A 17,762-nucleotide genomic window follows, 5' to 3' on the forward strand; every position below is an offset into this window, starting at 1 on the left:
GGTGGGGCGGCGTGCAACCTCGGTCGGTCTGATGTTGGGTCTCGGGGCCGCGGCGGATGCCGGGGCGCTGGAGCTGAGCCTGCCCGCGGGGGCCACGCTGACCGGCGAGGTGCGCCGGGCCGCCGAAGCCTATCTCGTGCCGACGGACGTCTATTCGGACGGGCAGATCCCGGCGATCGACGCCGAGGGGTTCTTTTTGCAGCAGGCGTGGCGGCTGGATGCGCCGGGGCTGACCAGCCTGCAATTGCAGCGCCCCTTGCGGCGACAGGTCGTCGATGCCGGGTATTCGATCATGCTGGACTGCGCGGCGCGCGAATGCGGCGGGTTCGATTTCAGGTTCAACACCCGCATATTGCCCGCGCCGGACATGTTCGTGGACCTGCGCGACTATCGCTTCCTGTCTGCGCGCAAGGAAGGGGCGGGAGGCGTCATGGACTACGTGACCGTGCTGGTCAGCCAGGTGTCGGGCAGCGGCTATATCCAGGTGATCCGGCTGGCGCAGTCGGAGACGGCGACCGGGAGCCTGACCGCGGAGGAGGCGACGCCGCCGGAGGAGACGGTTACCACCGGCGGGATGCCCGAGGCGGAGACTGGACCGCTGGCGGAGCGGCTGACGCAGGTCGGGCACGCGGTTCTATCAGATCTGGATTTCGAGACCGGGACGGTATCGCTGGGGCCGGGGCCGCACCCGTCTCTGCAGGCGCTGGCGGCATTCCTGCGCGAGGACCCTGAGCGGCGCGTGGCGCTGGTGGGGCATACCGACACGGTGGGCACGCTGGAGAACAACACCGCGCTGTCGCGGCGCCGCGCGGCGGCGGTGCTGGAGCGGCTGGTGTCGGAGTATGACATCCCGCGCAGGCAGCTTGCGGCTGAGGGGATGGGATATCTCGCGCCCATCGCCTCTAACCTGACGGAAGAGGGGCGCGAGGCGAACCGGCGGGTGGAGGCGGTGCTGCTCAACACCGAGTGAGGCGCGGAGCCGAGAGGGCGGGATTTGAGTATTTTTGGCAAGAAAAAGCCGGGAGCGGTTTACGAGGCCGGGATGGAGAGCCCGGTGGGACCGCTGCGGGTGACGAGCGACGGCGCATCAATCATTGGCGTCGGCTGGGGGCAGGCCGGGGCGGCGGAGGCGCGGCCCGAACTGCAGGAGGCCTGCGCGCAGCTGGCGGCGTATTTCGAGGGCCGGTTGCAGGCGTTCGATCTGCCGCTGGCGCCCGAAGGATCGGACTTTCAGCGCGATCTCTGCGCCGCGATGCTGGCGATTCCGTGGGGTGAGACGCGGGAATATGGCGATATCGCGAAGGCGCTGGGCGTGCCCGCTCAGGCGGTGGGCGGGGCGTGCGGGGGCAATTCGATCCCGGTGATCATCCCGTGCCACAGGGTTTTGGGCGCCGCTGGGCTGGGCGGTTATTCCGGCGCGGGCGGGATCGAGACCAAGGTCTGGCTGTTGCGCCGCGAGGGGGCGGCGGGGCTGTTGCTCTAGGCGTTGCGCTCGGGGATCAGCTGTTGTGCGATGCCCGCGAGAGTGAGGTAGACCGAGGTCACCACGAGGCCCCAGTGGGCCCAGCTTTCGGGGTGGAAATCGACCCAGGCGGCCCAGCCGGCGAAAAAGGTCCACGCGACGATCATCGGCAGGGAAATCCAGCGCCAGCGTTCGGTGCGCACCGGGTGGATGAATTTCAGCGGCAGGAACATCGACACCGCCAGCAGCGTCACGATGGTCAGCGAGACCCAGAAATTGGGCTCGATCGCGAAGAGCACGAGCGCCAGCATGTTCCAGCAGCCGGGAAAGCCGGAAAACGAGTTGTCCTTGGTCTTCATCCGCGTGTCGGCGAAATAGAGCGCCGAGGCGAAGGTGATGATGATGATCGCGACCCAGCCGGTCCAGCCCGGCAGCAGGCCGAATTCAAAGAGCGCGAAGGCCGGGATGAAGACGTAGGTGAGGTAGTCGATGATCAGGTCGAGCAGCACGCCGTCAAACAGTGGAAAATTGTTCTTGACGTCGTATTTGCGCGCCAGCGGGCCGTCGATGCCGTCCACCGCGAAGGCCACCACCAGCCACAGGAACATCAGCGACCATTTCTCCTGGATGGCCGCCAGCATCGCCAGCATGGCAAAGACAGCACCCGTGGCGGTCAGCAGATGCACGAGGAGGGCTTTCATACGCAGGCTCATGGCACCCGTGATGGGGGAATGAGGCAGGGGATGCAATTGCAAATCGGCGCGGGCGGCCTTGGGCGAGGGGCGCTGTGGCTTTGGGCCGACAGGATCAGGCCTTGCCGGGGGCGCGGGCCTTGGGATGGCTCTGGTTGTAGACATCCATGAGGCGGGCGGTGTCTACCGCCGTGTAGGCCTGGGTGGTCGACAGGGAGGCGTGGCCCAGCAATTCCTGGATCGCGCGCAGGTCGCCGCCGGCGTTCAGCAGGTGCGTGGCGAAGCTGTGGCGCATGGCATGGGGCGTGGCGGTGGCGGGCAGGCCAAGCTGCATGCGGACGCTGGCCATGAGTTTCTGCACCGCGCGGGGCGAGAGCGCGCCGCCACGGGCGCCACGGAAAAGCGGCGTGTCGGGCTGGGTGGAAAAGGGGCAGAGGTCGAGATAGCGGGCCAGCGCGGTGCGGGCGGGGGCGATGACCGGCACGATGCGTTCCTTGCCGCCCTTGCCGACGATGCGCAGGCTGTCGCCCACGGGCAGGACGCGGCCGGTGAGGCCGAGCGCCTCGGATATCCGAAGCCCGCAGCCGTAGAGGAGCGTGATCACCGCCTGGTCGCGGGCGGCGATCCAGCCGGTGGGATGCTGGGCCTGGGTGGTTTCGATGACCGCGCGGGCGGCATCGGGCGTCAGCGGGCGGGGCAGCTTGCGCTGGAACTTGGGCGCACGGGCGGCGAGGACCGCCGCCGGGTCGACGCCTTCGCGCTCGGCCAGCCAGCCAAAGAAGCTTTTGACCGCCGAGAGCTTGCGCGCGAGGCTGCGGGCGCCCACGTCGCGGCCGCGGGTGAAGGCCATCCACGACCGCATGTCCGACACGCTGAGCTTGGCCAGCGCGCCGAGGCCCTGGGACGCGCCCTTGTGCTCGGTCATGAAGGCCAGGAAGCCCGCCACGTCACGCCCGTAGGCGTCGAGCGTATGGGGGGACGCGCCGCGCAGGGACTTGTGATGATCGAGCCAGGCCTGAAGCGCGTCGCGGGCCGCGGCGGAGATCATGACAGCCAGCGGCGCATCGCCCGTTCGAAGATGCCGGCGAAGAAGGCCAGAAGGTCGGTGCCCTGCTGCGGGCTGAACTGGTGCGGGTCCTCGGACCCCATGACCAGCAGGCCGGGCAGGCGGCTTTCGCCGAAATCGAGGAGCAAGCACGCCTCGGAGCGCATGAACTCGGCCTCGCGGCCATAGATTCGGGCGTCACCCTCGTGGACCTGGCGCAGGGTGACCTGGCGCACGGGGCCGGGGTGACCGGCGCCGAGATACCGTTCGATGAAACCCGGTTCAGCCACGGAGAGGACATCGCCCAGGCGCTTGACGGCGGGGTCGTCGTCGTTCTGGACGGATTCCAGCACCAGTTTCACGCAATCGACACGCAGGATGGTGGCGACGTCGCCTCCGAGATCCTTGAGAAAGTCCTCGAACTCGACCGGGTCGAGCATCCGCAGGATGGCGCGGTGCACCTGGTTGGTGCCGGCGAGGTTTTCATACGCGGCGGCGATGACGGAGCGGTGGGTGTCTTCCAGCCGTTCCAGCCGGGCCTCGAGCCGGTCCATGGCGATGCCGCGCAAATCGACGATATTGTTGCCCATCGCGCGTTCGTTCGCGGCGATTAGGGCGCGCATAAGGTCCTGGTCTTCAAGGATAACATCGGGTTGCGCGATGATCTTGTCGCGCATCTGGTCGTTGATCTCGGGCTTGCTGCTCATTTCTGCCTCTGATTATTTTTTAAAAGCTTATCAGATATGCGGGGGCGATGCCGCAACAGATTTCTCCGGGAGGACCGGTTTTTTGCGCGGAGCGTGCCCCGGGGGCGTGCCAGGCGTTGCGCTTGCCGGCACGCCAGCGCACACCCCGTCCAGACCCTTCGCGCGCCGGGGCGGGGCGATTTTTAACCGGCGCCCCGCCGAGGCAAACGGGGCGGTCCCCCGTTCTGTCAGGGCGCGGCCAATTCCCTTTGTGCAAATCCGATTCTCTCATAACATCCCGACAATTGATTTTAATCGTCTTCATTTCGAAAGGACGTGCCATGCGCGTATTTCATCTGGGTCTTGCCGTTGTCTTGTCTTTTATCGTCGTCTGCCTGGTCCAGGCCGGCCCGGTGGCCGCGCAATCCGGGGGCGCGGGGCTGGGGCGAATTGCAGAGTTTTTGCCGGCTACGGGGCAAGACGACACTTGGAGGTACACCAACAGCGGCAACGGATTTGAAATCACGAATATCGGCAATCCTCAGTCCATCACGTATTTCTACGTGGGGCCCGAACCCGGCACCGAAGGACGCCGGCGGGTGGACCTGGTACTTGAGGTTCATCCGGACAGCGCAGGCTCTGCCGGGGTACTCTATGGTCTCAACGATCAGGGGGACCGCTACCACATGATAACGCTCGACGCGCAGGGCATGGTGCGGGTATTCCGGCGCGACAATGACGGGGTCCGGCCCCTTGTCGAGCTTTCCAGCAGCGCATTCCAGCAGGGCACGGCGAACCGGCTGACCGTCGAGGAAAACGGGGACGAGATCACCTATCTGCTCAATGGCACCTCGCTTGGGTCGGTCGGCGGAGACCTCTTTGGCCATGGCAGCGTCGGCATCGCGGCCGAAGGCGATGTGCAGGCCCGCTTCACCGCGTTCTCGGATGCGGCTGTCGGCTCACAACCGGGCCCTGCGGACCAGACCACGACCGGCGCCGGCGCGGAAACCACCGGGGCGGCGGCCCTGCCCGAAGAGGGGCTGGAAATGCGGCGCGTTCAGATCCTCGACAGCAACGGGCCGACAGGGCAGGCGATATTGGCCTACGAGACGCTTGTGCCCGCCGGCTGGGACGCGCAGGGCGGTGTGCAATGGAGCCACTCGGATGGCCAGGGGGGCTGTTTCACGGGCGCCGCGCTGATGTGGGGGGCGGGCACGCAGGACCAGGCGTACGGCCTTGCGTTCATGAACCCGCTCAGCTGGGGCGTGGCGTCCTATGGTCCGGTCAGTTACATGTGCATGGGCCAGGACCTGACCGATGCCGAGATGACGGCGCGCGCTTATTTCCCGGCGTTCTCGACCCTCATGCAGGTCAACATTCAGAATGTGGAACGTCCACCGCAACTGAAGCCTCTGGTCGAGCTGATCGAACAGCAGTGGCGCGCCAGCTGGCCGGCGACAGCAAAAGCGTGGGTGGACGGGGTCGTCATCCGGGCGCATGTCCAGACCCAGCAGCGCGAGAACGACGCCTATTTCGTGGTGATCACCAAACATGCCGAGGCGAACTACGATGGCGCGATCTTTCGCGACGGGCGGACGGCGCTTGTGATGGGGGTGTTCACCCCCGTGGGCGAACTGGACGAAGGGCATCCGGGCTTTGCCGCCATCCTGAACAACCTGCGGGTCAATCCGCAGTGGAAGCAGCTGGAACGGCAGTGGTGGGTCACCAGATTGCGCCAGCCGCGCCCGGCCGGGGGTGGCGGTGTGGCCGGGGCCGATACCTCGATCGGGGACATGATGTTCGAAAGCTGGAAACGGCGCGAAGGCATGAAGGATGCGGGCCACGCCAAGTCGATCAACGGCATCTGGGAAGTCCAGCCATGGCAGACGCCCTCGGGCGGGACCGTGTTGCTGAACCAGAACTACAATTACGCGTGGGAATTGCAGAACGGGGCGATCATCTTGACCAACAACGCCAATTTCAACCCGATGCAGGCGTATAACCAGACCGGGCAGCAGATGCAGCGGAACTGACGCGGCCCCGCGACTCGCGCCGGTCCATGGCGATGCCGCGCAAATCGACGATGGTGTTGCCTGTCGCGCGCTCGTTCTTGGATTTGGTCTGATTTTTTTCGTATCGCGGCGTCTGATCCCAGCAGGCCGCGATCATTCGGTCTCAAGGCGAAACTTGAGAAACCTTGCGCCGTCGTAGTCGACCTGGCCGACGGGCACGGCCCCCAGTCGGTCGAGCCCTGCCAGTTTCTTTCGAGACGGAGGCAGCAGAAAAGTCACGAAGGGGATGCGCGCATCGGCGCGGGCGAAGGCGAGGGCCTGCTGTGTTACTCGCCGACCGAGGCCGAAGGCGTCCGGCTTCAAGACCAGTCCGAAATCCCACTCGTCGCCTTCTTTCTGAAAACCGCCCCAGCCGACATAGCGGTCGTTGTGCAGGATCGCCCAGTGGCCGAGCCCGTCACGGGCCCAGCACGCTTCCTTAGCTGCCACGAAGCGCGCCACGGTTGCGGCATTCCATGCGGTTGTCAGGAGGGGCATATGCTCCGCCATCCGTGGGTCGGACATGTGCCTCTCGATTTCGGTTGGCTCTATTTCAGGCAAACGGGCGAATGTGATCTCGCCGTTCAACCTGGTGCCTTTGGTGTCCATTTTAAGGTGATATTATCCTGTGAACGCGCGCGGCGTGCGCGCCATCGCCACGTGAAAGGCCGCGCGCCGTAACGCGCGACCTTTGAAATCGTCGGAAACGGGTCTGGCCCTTGCGGGCCGCGGATTACAGAATCTTCTGGCCGGTCTTTTCCCAGTCCGCCAGGAAGGCGTCCAGGCCCTTGTCGGTCAGCGGGTGCGACGCCATTTTCTTGATCACGTCCGGGGGCGCGGTCATGACGTCAGCGCCTACGAGGGCCGATTGGGTGGCGTGGTTCACCGTGCGAATCGAGGCGGCGAGAATCTGGGTCTCGTACCCGTAATTGTCATAGATCGTGCGGATGTCGCCAATGAGGTCCATGCCGTCGAGGTTGATGTCATCCAGACGCCCGATGAAGGGCGAGATGAACGTGGCCCCGGCCTTGGCCGCCAGCAGGGCCTGGTTGGCCGAAAAGCAGAGGGTGACATTGACCATGTTGCCTTCGCCGGCGAGGACCCTGCACGCCTTCAGCCCGTCCCAGGTGAGCGGGACCTTGACCGTAATGTTGTCGGCGATCTTGGCGAGCTTGCGGCCTTCCTCGATCATCTGGTCGGCCTCGAGGGCGACGACCTCGGCGGACACGGGGCCTTCGACGATGCCGCAGATTTCCTTGGTCACTTCGAGGATGTCGCGGCCCGACTTGAGGATCAGCGAGGGATTGGTGGTGACGCCGTCGACCATGCCAAGGTCGTTCAGTTCCTTGATGGCGTCGACGTCGGCGGTGTCTACGAAGAATTTCATCTCGAAAGGCCCTCTCTTGGCCGCGTTGGGGTTTCCTGTCGGATGCTTTACCTCATAAGGTATGCGCCCGAAACCCCCCGTCCCGGGCCTGACCCGGGACCTCGTGACGAAGGTCGCCGTTCTTGACGTATTCCGGTGCAAGTTTTTTCGAGACCGGCCAGCTGGTGGGCGTTCTGACGACGCAGCCGCTGGGCCGGGTGCTGGATTACAAGGCGCCGGACGGCGGCTGTCACCTGGGGGCGTTCGTCGAGGTGCCGCTGGGACCGCGCAAGGTGCTGGGCGTGGTCTGGGGCGCGGGGGCCGGGGATTATGACCTGTCGAAGATTCGGTCGGTCATCCGGGTGCTGGACGCGGCGCCGATGCGCGAGGAGTTGCAGGCGTTCATCGCGAAGGCCGCCGATTACACGCTGACGCCACTGCCCGCGATGCTGCGGCTGGCAACGCGCGCGCCGGGGCTTGGCGACCCGCCGTCGATGCAGAAGATCTATAGGCTGGGCGAGGGGCGGCCCGACCGTGACACCGAGGCGCGGCGCAAGGTGATCGCCGTGCTGGAGGAATATGGCGGGCTGGGGTTCACCCTGAAGGAAGTGAGCGACATGGCCGGGGTGACGTCCTCGGTCGTGAAGGGCTTGGTGAAGCAGGGGGTGGTGCGCGAAGAGGACACGCCGCGGGATGCGCCCTTCCCGAGGCTCGATCCGGGAAGGCCGGGCGCTGAACTGACCGAGGATCAGGCGGTGGCGGCCGAGGCGCTGCGGGCCGGGCTGCGGGAGGGGGTGTTCGGCACCACCCTGCTGCGCGGTGTCACGGGATCAGGCAAGACGGAAGTCTACCTGGAGGCCGTGGCGGAATGCATCGCGCAGGGGCGGCAGGCGCTGGTGCTGTTGCCGGAGATCGCGCTGACGTCCGAGTTCCTGACGCGGGTGCAAGCGCGGTTCGGGGTGAAGCCCGCGGAGTGGCATTCGGGCGTCACCATGACCGAGCGGCGGCGCATCTGGAAGATGGTGGGACAGGGGCAGTGCCAGCTGGTGGTGGGCGCGCGGTCGGCGCTGTTCCTGCCGTTCCGGGACCTGGGCCTGATCGTCGTGGATGAGGAGCACGACACCTCCTACAAGCAGGAGGACGGGGTGCTCTACAATGCGCGGGACATGGCGGTGCTGCGCGGCAGCCTCTGTGCGGCGCAGGTGGTGCTGGCCTCGGCCACGCCGAGCCTTGAAACCTGGGCCAACGCGGAGGCTGGCAAGTACCGGCGGCTGGATTTGACGGCGCGGTTCGGACCGGCGGTGATGCCGGACCTGCGCGCCGTCGACATGCGCGACGAGCGTTTGGCGAGCAACGCGTGGGTTTCACCCACCCTACGGGCGGCGGTCGAGGCGCGGCTGGCGAAGGGCGAACAGTCGCTGTTGTTCCTCAATCGGCGGGGCTATGCGCCGGTGACGATCTGCCGGGCCTGCGGGCACCAGGTGGGGTGCGATCATTGCGACGCGCGGATGGTGGAGCATCGGTTCCTGAAACGGCTGGTCTGTCACCAGTGCGGCGAGACCAAGCCGATGCCGGAGAAATGCCCGGCCTGCGACGTTGAGGGAAAGCTGGCCGCCGTAGGCCCCGGCGTTGAGCGGATGGCGGAAGAGGCGGTGGCGCATTTCCCCGAGGCGCGGGTGGCGACGCTGTCGTCGGACATGTTCGGCTCGGCCCGGGCGCTGAAGGCGCAGATCGAGGAGATTGCGGCTGGCGGCGCCGATATCATCGTTGGCACGCAGCTGGTGGCGAAGGGGCATAACTTCCCCAATCTCACATTGGTCGGCGTGATCGATGCCGATCTGGGCTTGCAGGGGTCGGATCTGCGCGCCGCCGAGCGGACGTTCCAGTTGATGCGGCAGGTGGCGGGCCGCGCGGGGCGGGCCGAGAAGGCCGGGGTGGCGCTGTTGCAGACGTTCCAGCCGGAGCATCCGGTGATCCGGGCTATTCTGACCGGGGACGAGGAAGGCTTTTGGCGCGCCGAGGCCGGCGAGCGGCAACATGCGGGCGTGCCGCCCTTCGGGCGAATGGCGGGGATCATCCTGTCCTCGACCGACATGCAGGAGGCGTTCGATATCGGCAATGCGCTGGCTCGCAACGATGGGCCGATCCGGGCCGTGGGGGCGCAGGTGTTCGGGCCGGCTCCGGCGCCGATTGCGCGCGTGCGGGGGCGGCACCGGGTGCGGCTGTTGGTGAAGGCGCCGAAGGGCGTGGCCTTGCAAGGCGCGCTGGCGCAGTGGATCGCGCCGGTGAAGGGCTCGAGCCAGTTCCGGCTGGCGGTGGATATCGATCCGCAGAGTTTCATGTGAGGCGGCTGGGAGGAGGTCCCGGATCGGGTCCGGGACGGGGACGCGGACCTCGCGTGATCCGCGTGGGTTTTCACCCACCCTACGCAGGATGCGCGCCCACGCCCCGTTGATCGACCAGGACATCCGTCACCATCGCGCCGATCCACATCGAGAAGAGCGCGAGCCACGCGGTGCCTGCGAAGATCGACGCCCCGGTCACTCCATTGCCGATGGAGCAGCCCCCGGCCAGCATCGCGCCGAAGCCCATCATCACCGCGCCGGTCATCATCCGGCGCATGTTGGCGGCATCCTCGAACCCCTGAAAGCGGAATTCGCGGGCATAGGACGAGGCAAGGAAGCTGCCGAGAAAGACGCCCGGCACGAGGCCGATGTCGAAGTTCAGGACCGGGTCCGGGACCAGCAAGAACATCAGCGTATTGGCCGAGGGGCCGCTGAACGTGGCGCTTGTCACCGCGACGGGCTCGAAGCTGACCGAGGCGAGCGCGAAGGTCGATACCCAGCCCACCGCCACGGCGAAGCCCACCCCGGAGGCGAAGAGTAGGCGGGCGGTGCCGATGCGGTTGCGGCGCGAGACGACGAGGGCGAGTGCGGCAAAGCCGAGGCCGATCAGCAGGCCCCCGTAGGAGGGCAGGCCGAGCGTGCTGAGCAGGTCCATGTTGTGGCCGCCCGACGTGATCCAGAGCGCGGCCAGTCGGGTGCGCAGGCCCGAGAGCATACCCGACAGGCTCATTTGCGCCGCGACGGCAAAGACCAGACCGGCGGTGATGGCGCGCAGGTTGCCGGTGGCCGCGAGCACCAGCAAACGGCCCGGACAGCCGCGCGCCAGTACCATGCCCGCGCCGAAGACAAGGCCACCGATCACCGCGCCGGACCAGCTGCCGGGGATGGCCATCATGCGGGCATCGGACGCGCGGAAAAGGCCCAGGAGCTGCGCGCCCTGCACCCAGACCACGGCCGTGGAAAAGGTCAGGAACCAGACCGCGATGCGGTCGCCCATGCGGCCACGGGCGAATTCCACCGCCGCCGCGCGCAGGCAGAAGCGCGAGCGCTGCGCCGCGACGCCGAAGATCACGCCGGTCAGAAGGCCCAGGAGCGCCGCTGCCGGGGCTTCGTCGATCCATTCCACGAGGGCGAGAACGTCCATGGCCCGTGCCTTTCCTTGCACATCAGGTCATGCCACCGGCCTGGGCGGGCGGCCTTGATCCAGATCAGGCCGCGTATTTTTGCACAGCCGCCTTGCGGGGGAGGGAATGGTCAAAGCCGGAAGATGGGCGTAAAGCAATTTCATGGCGAGGACATACCCCCTTGAACTGGCGCGGGAGCTGCCGATCTGGAAGCGGCCGGTGGCGCTGCTTTTCCTGATGGCCGCGGCGATGCCGTTGGCCTTTGCGACGTGGTCGGCGCTCCTGAACAACTTCGTCATCGAGGCGGCGGGGTTCGACGGCTCTGACATCGGCTGGCTGCACACGGTGCGGGAAATTCCCGGGTTTCTGGCCATCGGGGTGATCGCCATCATCATCTTCATGCGCGAGCAGACGCTGGCGCTGGTGTCGCTGATCCTGCTGGGCGTGGCCACGGCGATCACGGCCTGGTTCCCGTCGCTGGGTGGTATCCTGACGATCACGATGCTGAGCTCGATCGGGTTTCACTATTTCGAGACGGTGAACCAGTCGTTGCAGCTGCAATGGCTGAAGAAGGAACGCGCGCCGCAGATGCTGGGCTGGCTGCTGGCCGCGGGGTCGGGCACGACGCTGGTGGCTTACGTCCTGATCGTGATGACGTGGGAGACGCTCGATCTCAGCTACAACACCGTCTATATGATCGCGGGCGGGGCGACGGTGCTGATCGCGCTGTACTGTATCTTCGCGTTCCCGCAATTCGAGGCGCCCAATCCGCAAATCAAGAGGATGGTGCTGCGCCGGCGCTATTGGCTCTATTACGCGCTGCAATTCATGGCGGGCGCACGGCGGCAGATCTTCATCGTCTTCGCCGGTTTCATGATGGTCGAGAAGTTCGGCTTCGAGGTGCACGAGGTCACGGCGCTTTACCTGATCAACCTGGTGGCCAACATGGTCTTCGCGCCACTGATGGGCCGCGCGGTGCATGTGTTCGGCGAGCGGGCGACGCTTCTGTTCGAGTATGCCGGGCTGGCGGTTGTCTTCCTGCTGTACGGGGGCCTGTACTTTTTCAGCTGGGGCGTCGTGCTGGCGGCGACGCTATACGTGATCGACCATATGCTTTTTGCCCTGGCGCTGGCGCTGAAGACCTATTTCCAGAAGATCGCCGACCCGGGCGACATCGCGCCCACCGCCGCCGTGGCGTTCACCATCAACCATATCGCCGCCGTGTTCCTGCCCGCCGCGCTGGGCTATCTTTGGCTGGTGTCGCCGGTGGCGGTATTCGTGATGGCCGCCGCGATGGCGGGCGTGTCATTTATCCTTGCGATGCTTATTCCCCGTCACCCCGAACCGGGGTATGAGACGATCCTGACCGCCCGGGCGCCCGCCCCGGCGGAGTGATCCTATCGCCAAGGGAGGCTCCATGCCCACATTCACCGCGCTGACGACCCTGCCCGGCAAATCCGAGGCGGAAGCCTTGGGCGAGGCGCTGGAACGGCTGACACCCGAGCCTACGGGCGTGGGCGTGTTCGAGATGGAGGACGGCTCGGGCCTGTGGGAAGTGGGCGGCTATTTCGAGGCGGCGCCGGATGCGGCGGGTCTGGCCTTGCTGGCGTCGCTGCACGGGGCAAAAGATTTCACCGTGTCGGAACTGCCCGAGACGGACTGGGTCGCCAAGGTGAAGCGGGAACTGACGCCGGTGGTGGCGGGGCGGTTCTTCGTCTATGGCAGCCATGACGCCGACAAGGTGCCCGACGATGCGCTGCCGCTCTTGATCGAGGCGTCGATGGCGTTCGGGACCGGGCATCACGGCACGACGCTGGGCTGCCTGAAGGCGCTGGACCGGCTGAACGCAGACGCGGGCGCGCAGGACAGCGTGCTGGACCTGGGATGCGGCACGGCGGTGCTGGCGATGGCGGCGGCGCGGGTCTGGCCCGAGGCGACGATCCTGGCCAGCGACATCGACGCGGTGGCGGTCGAGGTGGCCGAGGTCAACGTGGCGGCCAACAACCTGGTGGGCCGCGTGACCTGCCTGGAGGCCGAAGGGCTGGACCATCCGGGAATCGCCGGGGCCGCGCCGTTCGACCTGGTCTTCGCGAATATCCTCAAAGCCCCCCTGATCGCGCTGGCGCCGGGAATCACCGCGGCGCTGAAGCCGGGGGGCAGGGTGATTCTGTCCGGTATTTTAAACGAGCAGGCCGACGAGGTCGCGGCGGTCTATACCGAGGCTGGAAACAGTGTCGTGTCGCGGGACCAGATTGGTGAGTGGACGACGATAATGACCCGTAAAAGTGTCTGAAAAGGCTTGGAAAAACAGTCATATTAAGGCAGGTGCCCCACTTTTGCCACATTTCAAACCTAGTTTCATCATTATGGGCCGGGGGATGAGATACAGTTAGGACGCCGCCATGACCAACGCCACCAACACCTACCAGGGCTTCGATGCCCGACTGAAGAAAATCGATCGTAACCGCGCCCGCCTTGCCAACGGCTATTCGGCCAAGGTGACCCGCGACGGCCTGATCGTTTTCCGCCCCAAGCGCCGGGCGCAGGGGTTTTCGGTTCGCGGTCTGGCGTTCTTGGTTCTGGGCGTGTTCCTGTTCAAGGCGATGATCCTCGCGCATCTCGGCGGCACGATCTATGACCAGCGGGTCGATGCGCTGAAGTCCGGCACGGTGGTGGAACAGGCCGGTGCCTTCGTGATGCAGAAAGATCCGGTTTCCGCAACCATCGCGCAATACCTGCGCCCCTTCGTGAAGTAACGATCAACGACGTCTGGCCTCTCAGCCCTCCAAAGACGCCTCTCTCAATACGAAAAGCCCTGCACGTTGGTCCGCGTGCAGGGCTTTTTGCTGTCCGGCGCAGGGAGAGGACGCCGGGCGGGCGGGATCCGCAATTAGCGGATCGCGCGTTCGATGTCGCCGCGCGACAGGCCGATATCGTCCAGTTCGCGGTCGCTCAGGCGGCTGAGCGCGTTGCGGGTGATACGGGCGTCGTTCCAGGCGGAAACGGTGGCGAGAATGCGCGCGAAGATGGAGCCGAAATGGGCGCCGTGGTGCACGCTGCGGGTGTTGTCGATTGCAGCCATTGTCATGGTCCTTCGTATAAGTCGGTACGTTTGTTCTTCTGAAGCTGCAGGTAGGGGGTTGCGCTGATTTGGACAACACGCATTTTCCGCATAGTCACTATGCAGGCGCTGCATGGGTGAATTTACTTTAACGTCATGTTAATGCTGTATTTTTGATGGTCACATATTGTGCGCATGATCCCGGAAAGGCTGTGACATGCATACCGCGCAGGACTGGCCCGATCGCCCGGGGGCGTGGAAGGGCTTGGCGTATGTTCCCCTTTCGTGCTAGTGGCTTGGAAAACAAGCAAGGGCGGGCAGTGCAGATGCGGGTCATCGGGATCGATCCGGGCCTACGCAACCTCGGGTGGGGCGTGATCGACATGGAGGGCAGCCGCCTGAGCCATGTGGCGAACGGGGTTTGCCACGGGAACGGGGGCACGCTGGCCGAGCGGCTGTTGTCGTTGCACGGCCAACTTACGGATATCGTTGGAAAATACGCGCCCGGCGCGGCGGCGGTGGAGCAGACCTTCGTCAACAAGGACGGGGCCGGCACGCTGAAGCTGGGCCAGGCGCGGGGCATTGCCCTGCTGGTGCCGGCGCAGTTCGGGCTGGATGTGGGCGAATATGCCCCCAACACGGTGAAGAAGACGGTGGTGGGCGTGGGCCATGCCGGCAAGGAGCAGGTGGCGCATATGGTGAAGGTGCAACTGCCGGGGGTCGAGCTGGCCGGGGCGGATGCCGCCGACGCGCTGGCGATTGCCATCTGCCACGCGCATCACGGGGCCGCGCGGGCGCTGAAAGAGAAGGTGCGCGCATGATCGGGCGGATCGCGGGACGCATCGACTATCGCGCCGCCGATCACGTGCTGATCGACGTGAAGGGGGTTGGCTACCTGGTTTATTGCTCAGACCGGACGCTGGCGGCGCTGCCGGGGGCGGGCGAGCATGTTGCGCTTTATACCGACCTGCTGGTGCGCGAGGACTTGTTGCAGCTTTATGGCTTCACCTCGCTGGTCGAGAAGGAATGGCACCGCCTGCTGATGAGCGTGCAGGGGATCGGGGCGAAGGCGTCGCTGGCGATCCTGGGCACGCTGGGGCCGGATGGCGTGGGGCGCGCGATTGCGCTGGGCGACGTGAACGCGGTGAAGGCGGCCAAGGGGATCGGCCCCAAGACGGCGCAGCGCGTGGTGATCGAGCTGAAGGACAAGGCGTCGGAGGTGATGGCGATGGGCGCGAGCGCGCCGGTGCCCGCGCCGGAGGGGCCCGCCGACGACGAGGTGATCGAGACGCCGGCGGCCAAGGCGCCGCCCCCGCAGGCCCCGAGTGGCGCGGCACAGGCCGAGGCGCTGTCGGCGCTGACCAACCTCGGCTACGGCCCCGGCGAGGCGGCGGGCGCGGTGGCGCAGGCGGCAGGCGAGATGCCCGACGCGGCGACGGCGGACCTTATTCGCGCCGCGCTGAAGCTGCTGGCGCCGAAGGGATGAGGGAGGTGGCATTGATCGGGCCTTGCGGCCTGCCGCGTGGACGTGGGACGATTGACGCATGACCGAGCCTGACCCGACCTTGCGCCCCGAGGCGCTGCCCGAGGATGTGGACCGCGCGCTCAGGCCGCAGGCGCTGGCGGATTTCATCGGGCAGGCCGAGGCGCGGGCCAACCTGAAGGTGTTCATCCAGTCGGCCCGGCAGCGGGGCGAGGCGATGGATCACACGCTGTTTCACGGCCCCCCCGGCCTGGGCAAGACGACGCTGGCGCAGATCATGGCGCGCGAGCTGGGCGTGGGGTTTCGCATGACCTCCGGCCCGGTGCTGGCCAAGGCGGGCGACCTGGCGGCGATCCTGACCAACCTCGAGGCCAATGACGTTCTCTTCATCGACGAGATCCACCGTCTGAACCCGGCGGTGGAAGAGGTGCTCTACCCCGCGATGGAGGATTTCGAGCTGGACCTGGTGATCGGCGAGGGGCCGGCGGCGCGGACGGTGCGGATCGAGTTGCAGCCCTTCACGCTGGTGGGGGCCACGACGCGGCTGGGGCTGTTGACGACGCCGCTGCGCGACCGGTTCGGGATCCCGACGCGGCTGCAATTTTATACCGAGGACGAGCTGCACGAGATCGTGACGCGCAATGCGCAGAAGCTGGGCGTGCCCGCCGAGGCGCAGGGCGCGCGGGAGATTGCGCGGCGGGCGCGGGGGACGCCCCGGGTTGCCGGGCGGCTTTTGCGGCGGGTGGTGGATTTTGCCGTGGTCGAGGGCGACGGGCGGATCACGCAAGGCCTGGCGGACAGCGCGCTGACCCGGCTGGGCGTGGATGGTTTGGGCCTTGACGGGGCCGACCGGCGGTATTTGCGGCTGATTGCCGAGGCCTACCAGGGTGGGCCGGTGGGCATCGAGACGCTGAGCGCGGCGCTGAGCGAGAGCCGAGACGCGCTGGAAGAGGTGATCGAGCCGTTCCTGCTGCAGCAGGGGCTGATCCAGCGCACGCCGCGGGGGCGGATGCTGGCCCAACGCGCCTGGGCGCATCTGGGGATGGCGGCACCCAGGGCGGCGGGGGCGGGTGATCTGTTCGGCAAGTAGCGCCAGAAGAGTTTCGTGCCTTCGGCGAGGATATTTGTCGCCAGAGGAAGGGGGCTTTGGCTTGCATGGGGCGGCGGCTTTGGTAGGGAGACGGCATGGCTGATCTGATCTCTCCCGAAGGCGTCGAGGCGCTCTTCACCCGCGCCGATGGCTCTTACCTCTTTGCCCGCTGGGGGCGGCCCATCGTGCCGGTGGTGTTCGGGACAGATGACAAGACGCTGGAGATCGTCAAGGGCGCGGTCGAGGCCGTGGTGATGATGGCGGGCCACCAGATGGCCGAGACGGACCCGGAGCTGGGCGTGAACCTGATGTTCTTTTTCTTCCGCGAATGGGATGAACTGCTGGAGGTGCCGGACATGGACCGGATGATCCCCGACCTTGGCCCCTTGGTGGCGCGGCTGAAGGCGGCGGACGCCAACCAGTACCGGATCTTCCGCTTTGACGAGGCCGGCGCGATCAAGGCCAGCTTCGTTTTCCTGCGGATGGATGAACAGTTGTCGAAGGTGCCCGCCGACACGCTGGCGCTGGCGCAGGTGGCGCAGACGATCCTGCTGTGGTCCGATACGGCCTTTACCGACCGTTCGGTGCTGGCGCAGGCAGGCGAGGGGCAGGTGATCCTTCGGCCCGATATCGGCGCGGTGATCCGGGCGGGGTATGATCCGGTCATGCCCGCCGTGGCGCAAGACGCCAGCCACGCGCTGCGCCTGAGTGCGCGGCTGGGGCAGTTGTAGCGGTTGCGCGTTTTTGTCGGTGTCCCGCTGGAGGAGGCGGCCATCGAGGCGCTCTTGCCGCTGCAGGGGGCGCTGCGGCAGGGGCGGCTGGTGGACGAGGAGAACCTGCACCTGACGCTGGCCTTCCTCGACGACCAGCCGGAGGACGTGCTGGCGGAACTGGATGCGGCGCTGGGCGAGATCCGCGTGCCGGCTTTGGAGTTGGAATTCACGGGTGTCGAGGTGAAAGGCGGGCGGCGCCCGGCGCTGGTCTGGGCCGATGTGGCGAAGGTGGAGCCGCTGCGGCGATTGCACGACAAGGTGCGCGGCGCGGCTAGGATTTCGGGGATCGACCTGCCGCGCGAACGGTTTCGCCCGCATGTGACGCTGGCGCGGTTTGGCCGCTCGCGGCCGGTGGACATGGGCCGTCTGACGGCGTTCCTGTCGGAATACGGCGGATTTTGCGCGGGGCCGTTCCCGGTGGAGCGGTTTTGCCTTTATGCCTCGACCCTGATGCCCGAGGGGTCGTTCTATGACGTGCTGGCCGACTATCCGCTCTAGCGGCCCCCTCTTCCTCTGGCCGAAAATATCCCGGGGAACGGTGAACCGCAGGTTCGCCGTGGGGCGGAGCCCCTCTTTGGGATTGC

19 protein-coding genes are annotated in these 17,762 nt (G+C 66.4%); 12 read left to right on the forward strand and 7 right to left on the reverse strand.

Annotation, left to right across the window (positions count from 1 at the left end; all coding sequences use genetic code 11):
* The first annotated feature begins 31 nt into the window (after nucleotides 1-31).
* The gene (locus ACQY4V_RS01230; RefSeq protein ID WP_428515136.1) at nucleotides 32-970 is read left to right on the forward strand and encodes an OmpA family protein; all 939 of its coding nucleotides are present in this window, start codon (nucleotides 32-34) and stop codon (nucleotides 968-970) included.
* Nucleotides 971-994: 24 nt separating this feature from the next.
* The gene (locus ACQY4V_RS01235; protein ID WP_428515137.1) at nucleotides 995-1,483 is read left to right on the forward strand and encodes a methylated-DNA--[protein]-cysteine S-methyltransferase; all 489 of its coding nucleotides are present in this window, start codon (nucleotides 995-997) and stop codon (nucleotides 1,481-1,483) included.
* On the opposite strand, the gene ACQY4V_RS01240 is transcribed toward ACQY4V_RS01235, so the two are convergent.
* The 3 genes from ACQY4V_RS01240 to ACQY4V_RS01250 form a co-directional block, all read right to left on the reverse strand.
* Entirely contained in the window at nucleotides 1,480-2,175 is a 696-nt protein-coding gene (locus tag ACQY4V_RS01240; RefSeq protein ID WP_057792263.1) for a CDP-alcohol phosphatidyltransferase family protein, read from the reverse strand. The two genes, ACQY4V_RS01235 and ACQY4V_RS01240, sit on opposite strands and share 4 nt — an antisense overlap.
* 94 nt (nucleotides 2,176-2,269) lie before the next feature.
* Nucleotides 2,270-3,202 (reverse strand): tyrosine recombinase XerC, encoded by a 933-nt coding sequence (locus tag ACQY4V_RS01245; protein ID WP_428515138.1) that lies wholly within the window; start codon nucleotides 3,200-3,202, stop codon nucleotides 2,270-2,272.
* Entirely contained in the window at nucleotides 3,199-3,906 is a 708-nt protein-coding gene (locus ACQY4V_RS01250) for a DUF484 family protein (RefSeq protein WP_428515139.1), read from the reverse strand. The genes ACQY4V_RS01245 and ACQY4V_RS01250 overlap by 4 nt, the downstream gene beginning before the upstream one ends.
* Nucleotides 3,907-4,226: 320 nt before the next feature.
* Here ACQY4V_RS01250 and ACQY4V_RS01255 point away from each other — a divergent pair, with 320 nt between their 5' ends.
* Nucleotides 4,227-5,918 carry a hypothetical protein gene (locus tag ACQY4V_RS01255; RefSeq protein ID WP_428515140.1) on the forward strand — a complete coding sequence of 564 codons (1,692 nt, stop codon included), beginning with the start codon at nucleotides 4,227-4,229 and terminating at the stop codon, nucleotides 5,916-5,918.
* Between the two features lie 132 nt (nucleotides 5,919-6,050).
* On the opposite strand, the gene ACQY4V_RS01260 is transcribed toward ACQY4V_RS01255, so the two are convergent.
* Nucleotides 6,051-6,545 (reverse strand): GNAT family N-acetyltransferase, encoded by a 495-nt coding sequence (locus ACQY4V_RS01260; RefSeq protein ID WP_428515141.1) that lies wholly within the window; start codon nucleotides 6,543-6,545, stop codon nucleotides 6,051-6,053.
* A 124-nt stretch (nucleotides 6,546-6,669) separates the two neighbouring features.
* Nucleotides 6,670-7,323 (reverse strand): fructose-6-phosphate aldolase, encoded by a 654-nt coding sequence (gene fsa, locus ACQY4V_RS01265; protein ID WP_428515142.1) that lies wholly within the window; start codon nucleotides 7,321-7,323, stop codon nucleotides 6,670-6,672.
* A 122-nt stretch (nucleotides 7,324-7,445) separates the two neighbouring features.
* Between fsa and ACQY4V_RS01270 the strand changes: the two genes are divergently transcribed.
* Nucleotides 7,446-9,647, forward strand: coding sequence for a primosomal protein N' (locus ACQY4V_RS01270; RefSeq protein ID WP_428515143.1), 2,202 nt, complete (start codon nucleotides 7,446-7,448; stop codon nucleotides 9,645-9,647).
* A 79-nt stretch (nucleotides 9,648-9,726) separates the two neighbouring features.
* Here the strand turns inward: ACQY4V_RS01270 and ACQY4V_RS01275 are convergent, their stop codons facing one another.
* A complete protein-coding gene (locus tag ACQY4V_RS01275; protein ID WP_428515144.1) occupies nucleotides 9,727-10,791 on the reverse strand; it encodes a YeeE/YedE family protein in 1,065 nt (354 codons plus the stop codon).
* A gap of 142 nt (nucleotides 10,792-10,933) precedes the next feature.
* Here ACQY4V_RS01275 and ACQY4V_RS01280 point away from each other — a divergent pair, with 142 nt between their 5' ends.
* The 3 genes from ACQY4V_RS01280 to ACQY4V_RS01290 all read left to right on the forward strand — a co-directional run bounded on the left by ACQY4V_RS01280 (nucleotide 10,934) and on the right by ACQY4V_RS01290 (nucleotide 13,527).
* Nucleotides 10,934-12,166, forward strand: a complete 1,233-nt coding sequence (locus tag ACQY4V_RS01280; RefSeq protein WP_428515145.1) for an MFS transporter — start codon at nucleotides 10,934-10,936, stop codon at nucleotides 12,164-12,166.
* 22 nt (nucleotides 12,167-12,188) lie between these two features.
* Nucleotides 12,189-13,064 carry a 50S ribosomal protein L11 methyltransferase gene (locus tag ACQY4V_RS01285; protein WP_428515146.1) on the forward strand — a complete coding sequence of 292 codons (876 nt, stop codon included), beginning with the start codon at nucleotides 12,189-12,191 and terminating at the stop codon, nucleotides 13,062-13,064.
* Nucleotides 13,065-13,173: 109 nt separating this feature from the next.
* Entirely contained in the window at nucleotides 13,174-13,527 is a 354-nt protein-coding gene (locus ACQY4V_RS01290; protein ID WP_428515147.1) for a hypothetical protein, read from the forward strand.
* Between the two features lie 134 nt (nucleotides 13,528-13,661).
* Here ACQY4V_RS01290 and ACQY4V_RS01295 read toward each other — a convergent pair whose 3' ends face one another.
* Entirely contained in the window at nucleotides 13,662-13,853 is a 192-nt protein-coding gene (locus ACQY4V_RS01295) for a DUF1127 domain-containing protein (protein ID WP_428515148.1), read from the reverse strand.
* 305 nt (nucleotides 13,854-14,158) lie between these two features.
* Between ACQY4V_RS01295 and ruvC the strand changes: the two genes are divergently transcribed.
* The 5 genes from ruvC (at nucleotide 14,159) to thpR (ending at nucleotide 17,676) form a co-directional block, all read left to right on the forward strand.
* Nucleotides 14,159-14,653 (forward strand): crossover junction endodeoxyribonuclease RuvC, encoded by a 495-nt coding sequence (gene ruvC / locus ACQY4V_RS01300; RefSeq protein WP_428517324.1) that lies wholly within the window; start codon nucleotides 14,159-14,161, stop codon nucleotides 14,651-14,653.
* Nucleotides 14,650-15,318, forward strand: coding sequence for a Holliday junction branch migration protein RuvA (gene ruvA, locus ACQY4V_RS01305; RefSeq protein ID WP_428515149.1), 669 nt, complete (start codon nucleotides 14,650-14,652; stop codon nucleotides 15,316-15,318). The genes ruvC and ruvA overlap by 4 nt, the downstream gene beginning before the upstream one ends.
* A gap of 58 nt (nucleotides 15,319-15,376) precedes the next feature.
* Entirely contained in the window at nucleotides 15,377-16,405 is a 1,029-nt protein-coding gene (gene ruvB / locus ACQY4V_RS01310) for a Holliday junction branch migration DNA helicase RuvB (protein WP_428515150.1), read from the forward strand.
* A 95-nt stretch (nucleotides 16,406-16,500) separates the two neighbouring features.
* A complete protein-coding gene (locus ACQY4V_RS01315) occupies nucleotides 16,501-17,136 on the forward strand; it encodes a hypothetical protein (RefSeq protein ID WP_428515151.1) in 636 nt (211 codons plus the stop codon).
* Nucleotides 17,137-17,139: 3 nt separating this feature from the next.
* Nucleotides 17,140-17,676, forward strand: a complete 537-nt coding sequence (gene thpR, locus ACQY4V_RS01320) for an RNA 2',3'-cyclic phosphodiesterase (protein ID WP_428515152.1) — start codon at nucleotides 17,140-17,142, stop codon at nucleotides 17,674-17,676.
* Nucleotides 17,677-17,762: the final 86 nt, after the last annotated feature.

The organism is Roseovarius sp., assembly GCF_965277045.1.
In the GTDB taxonomy this organism is placed as follows: domain Bacteria; phylum Pseudomonadota; class Alphaproteobacteria; order Rhodobacterales; family Rhodobacteraceae; genus Roseovarius.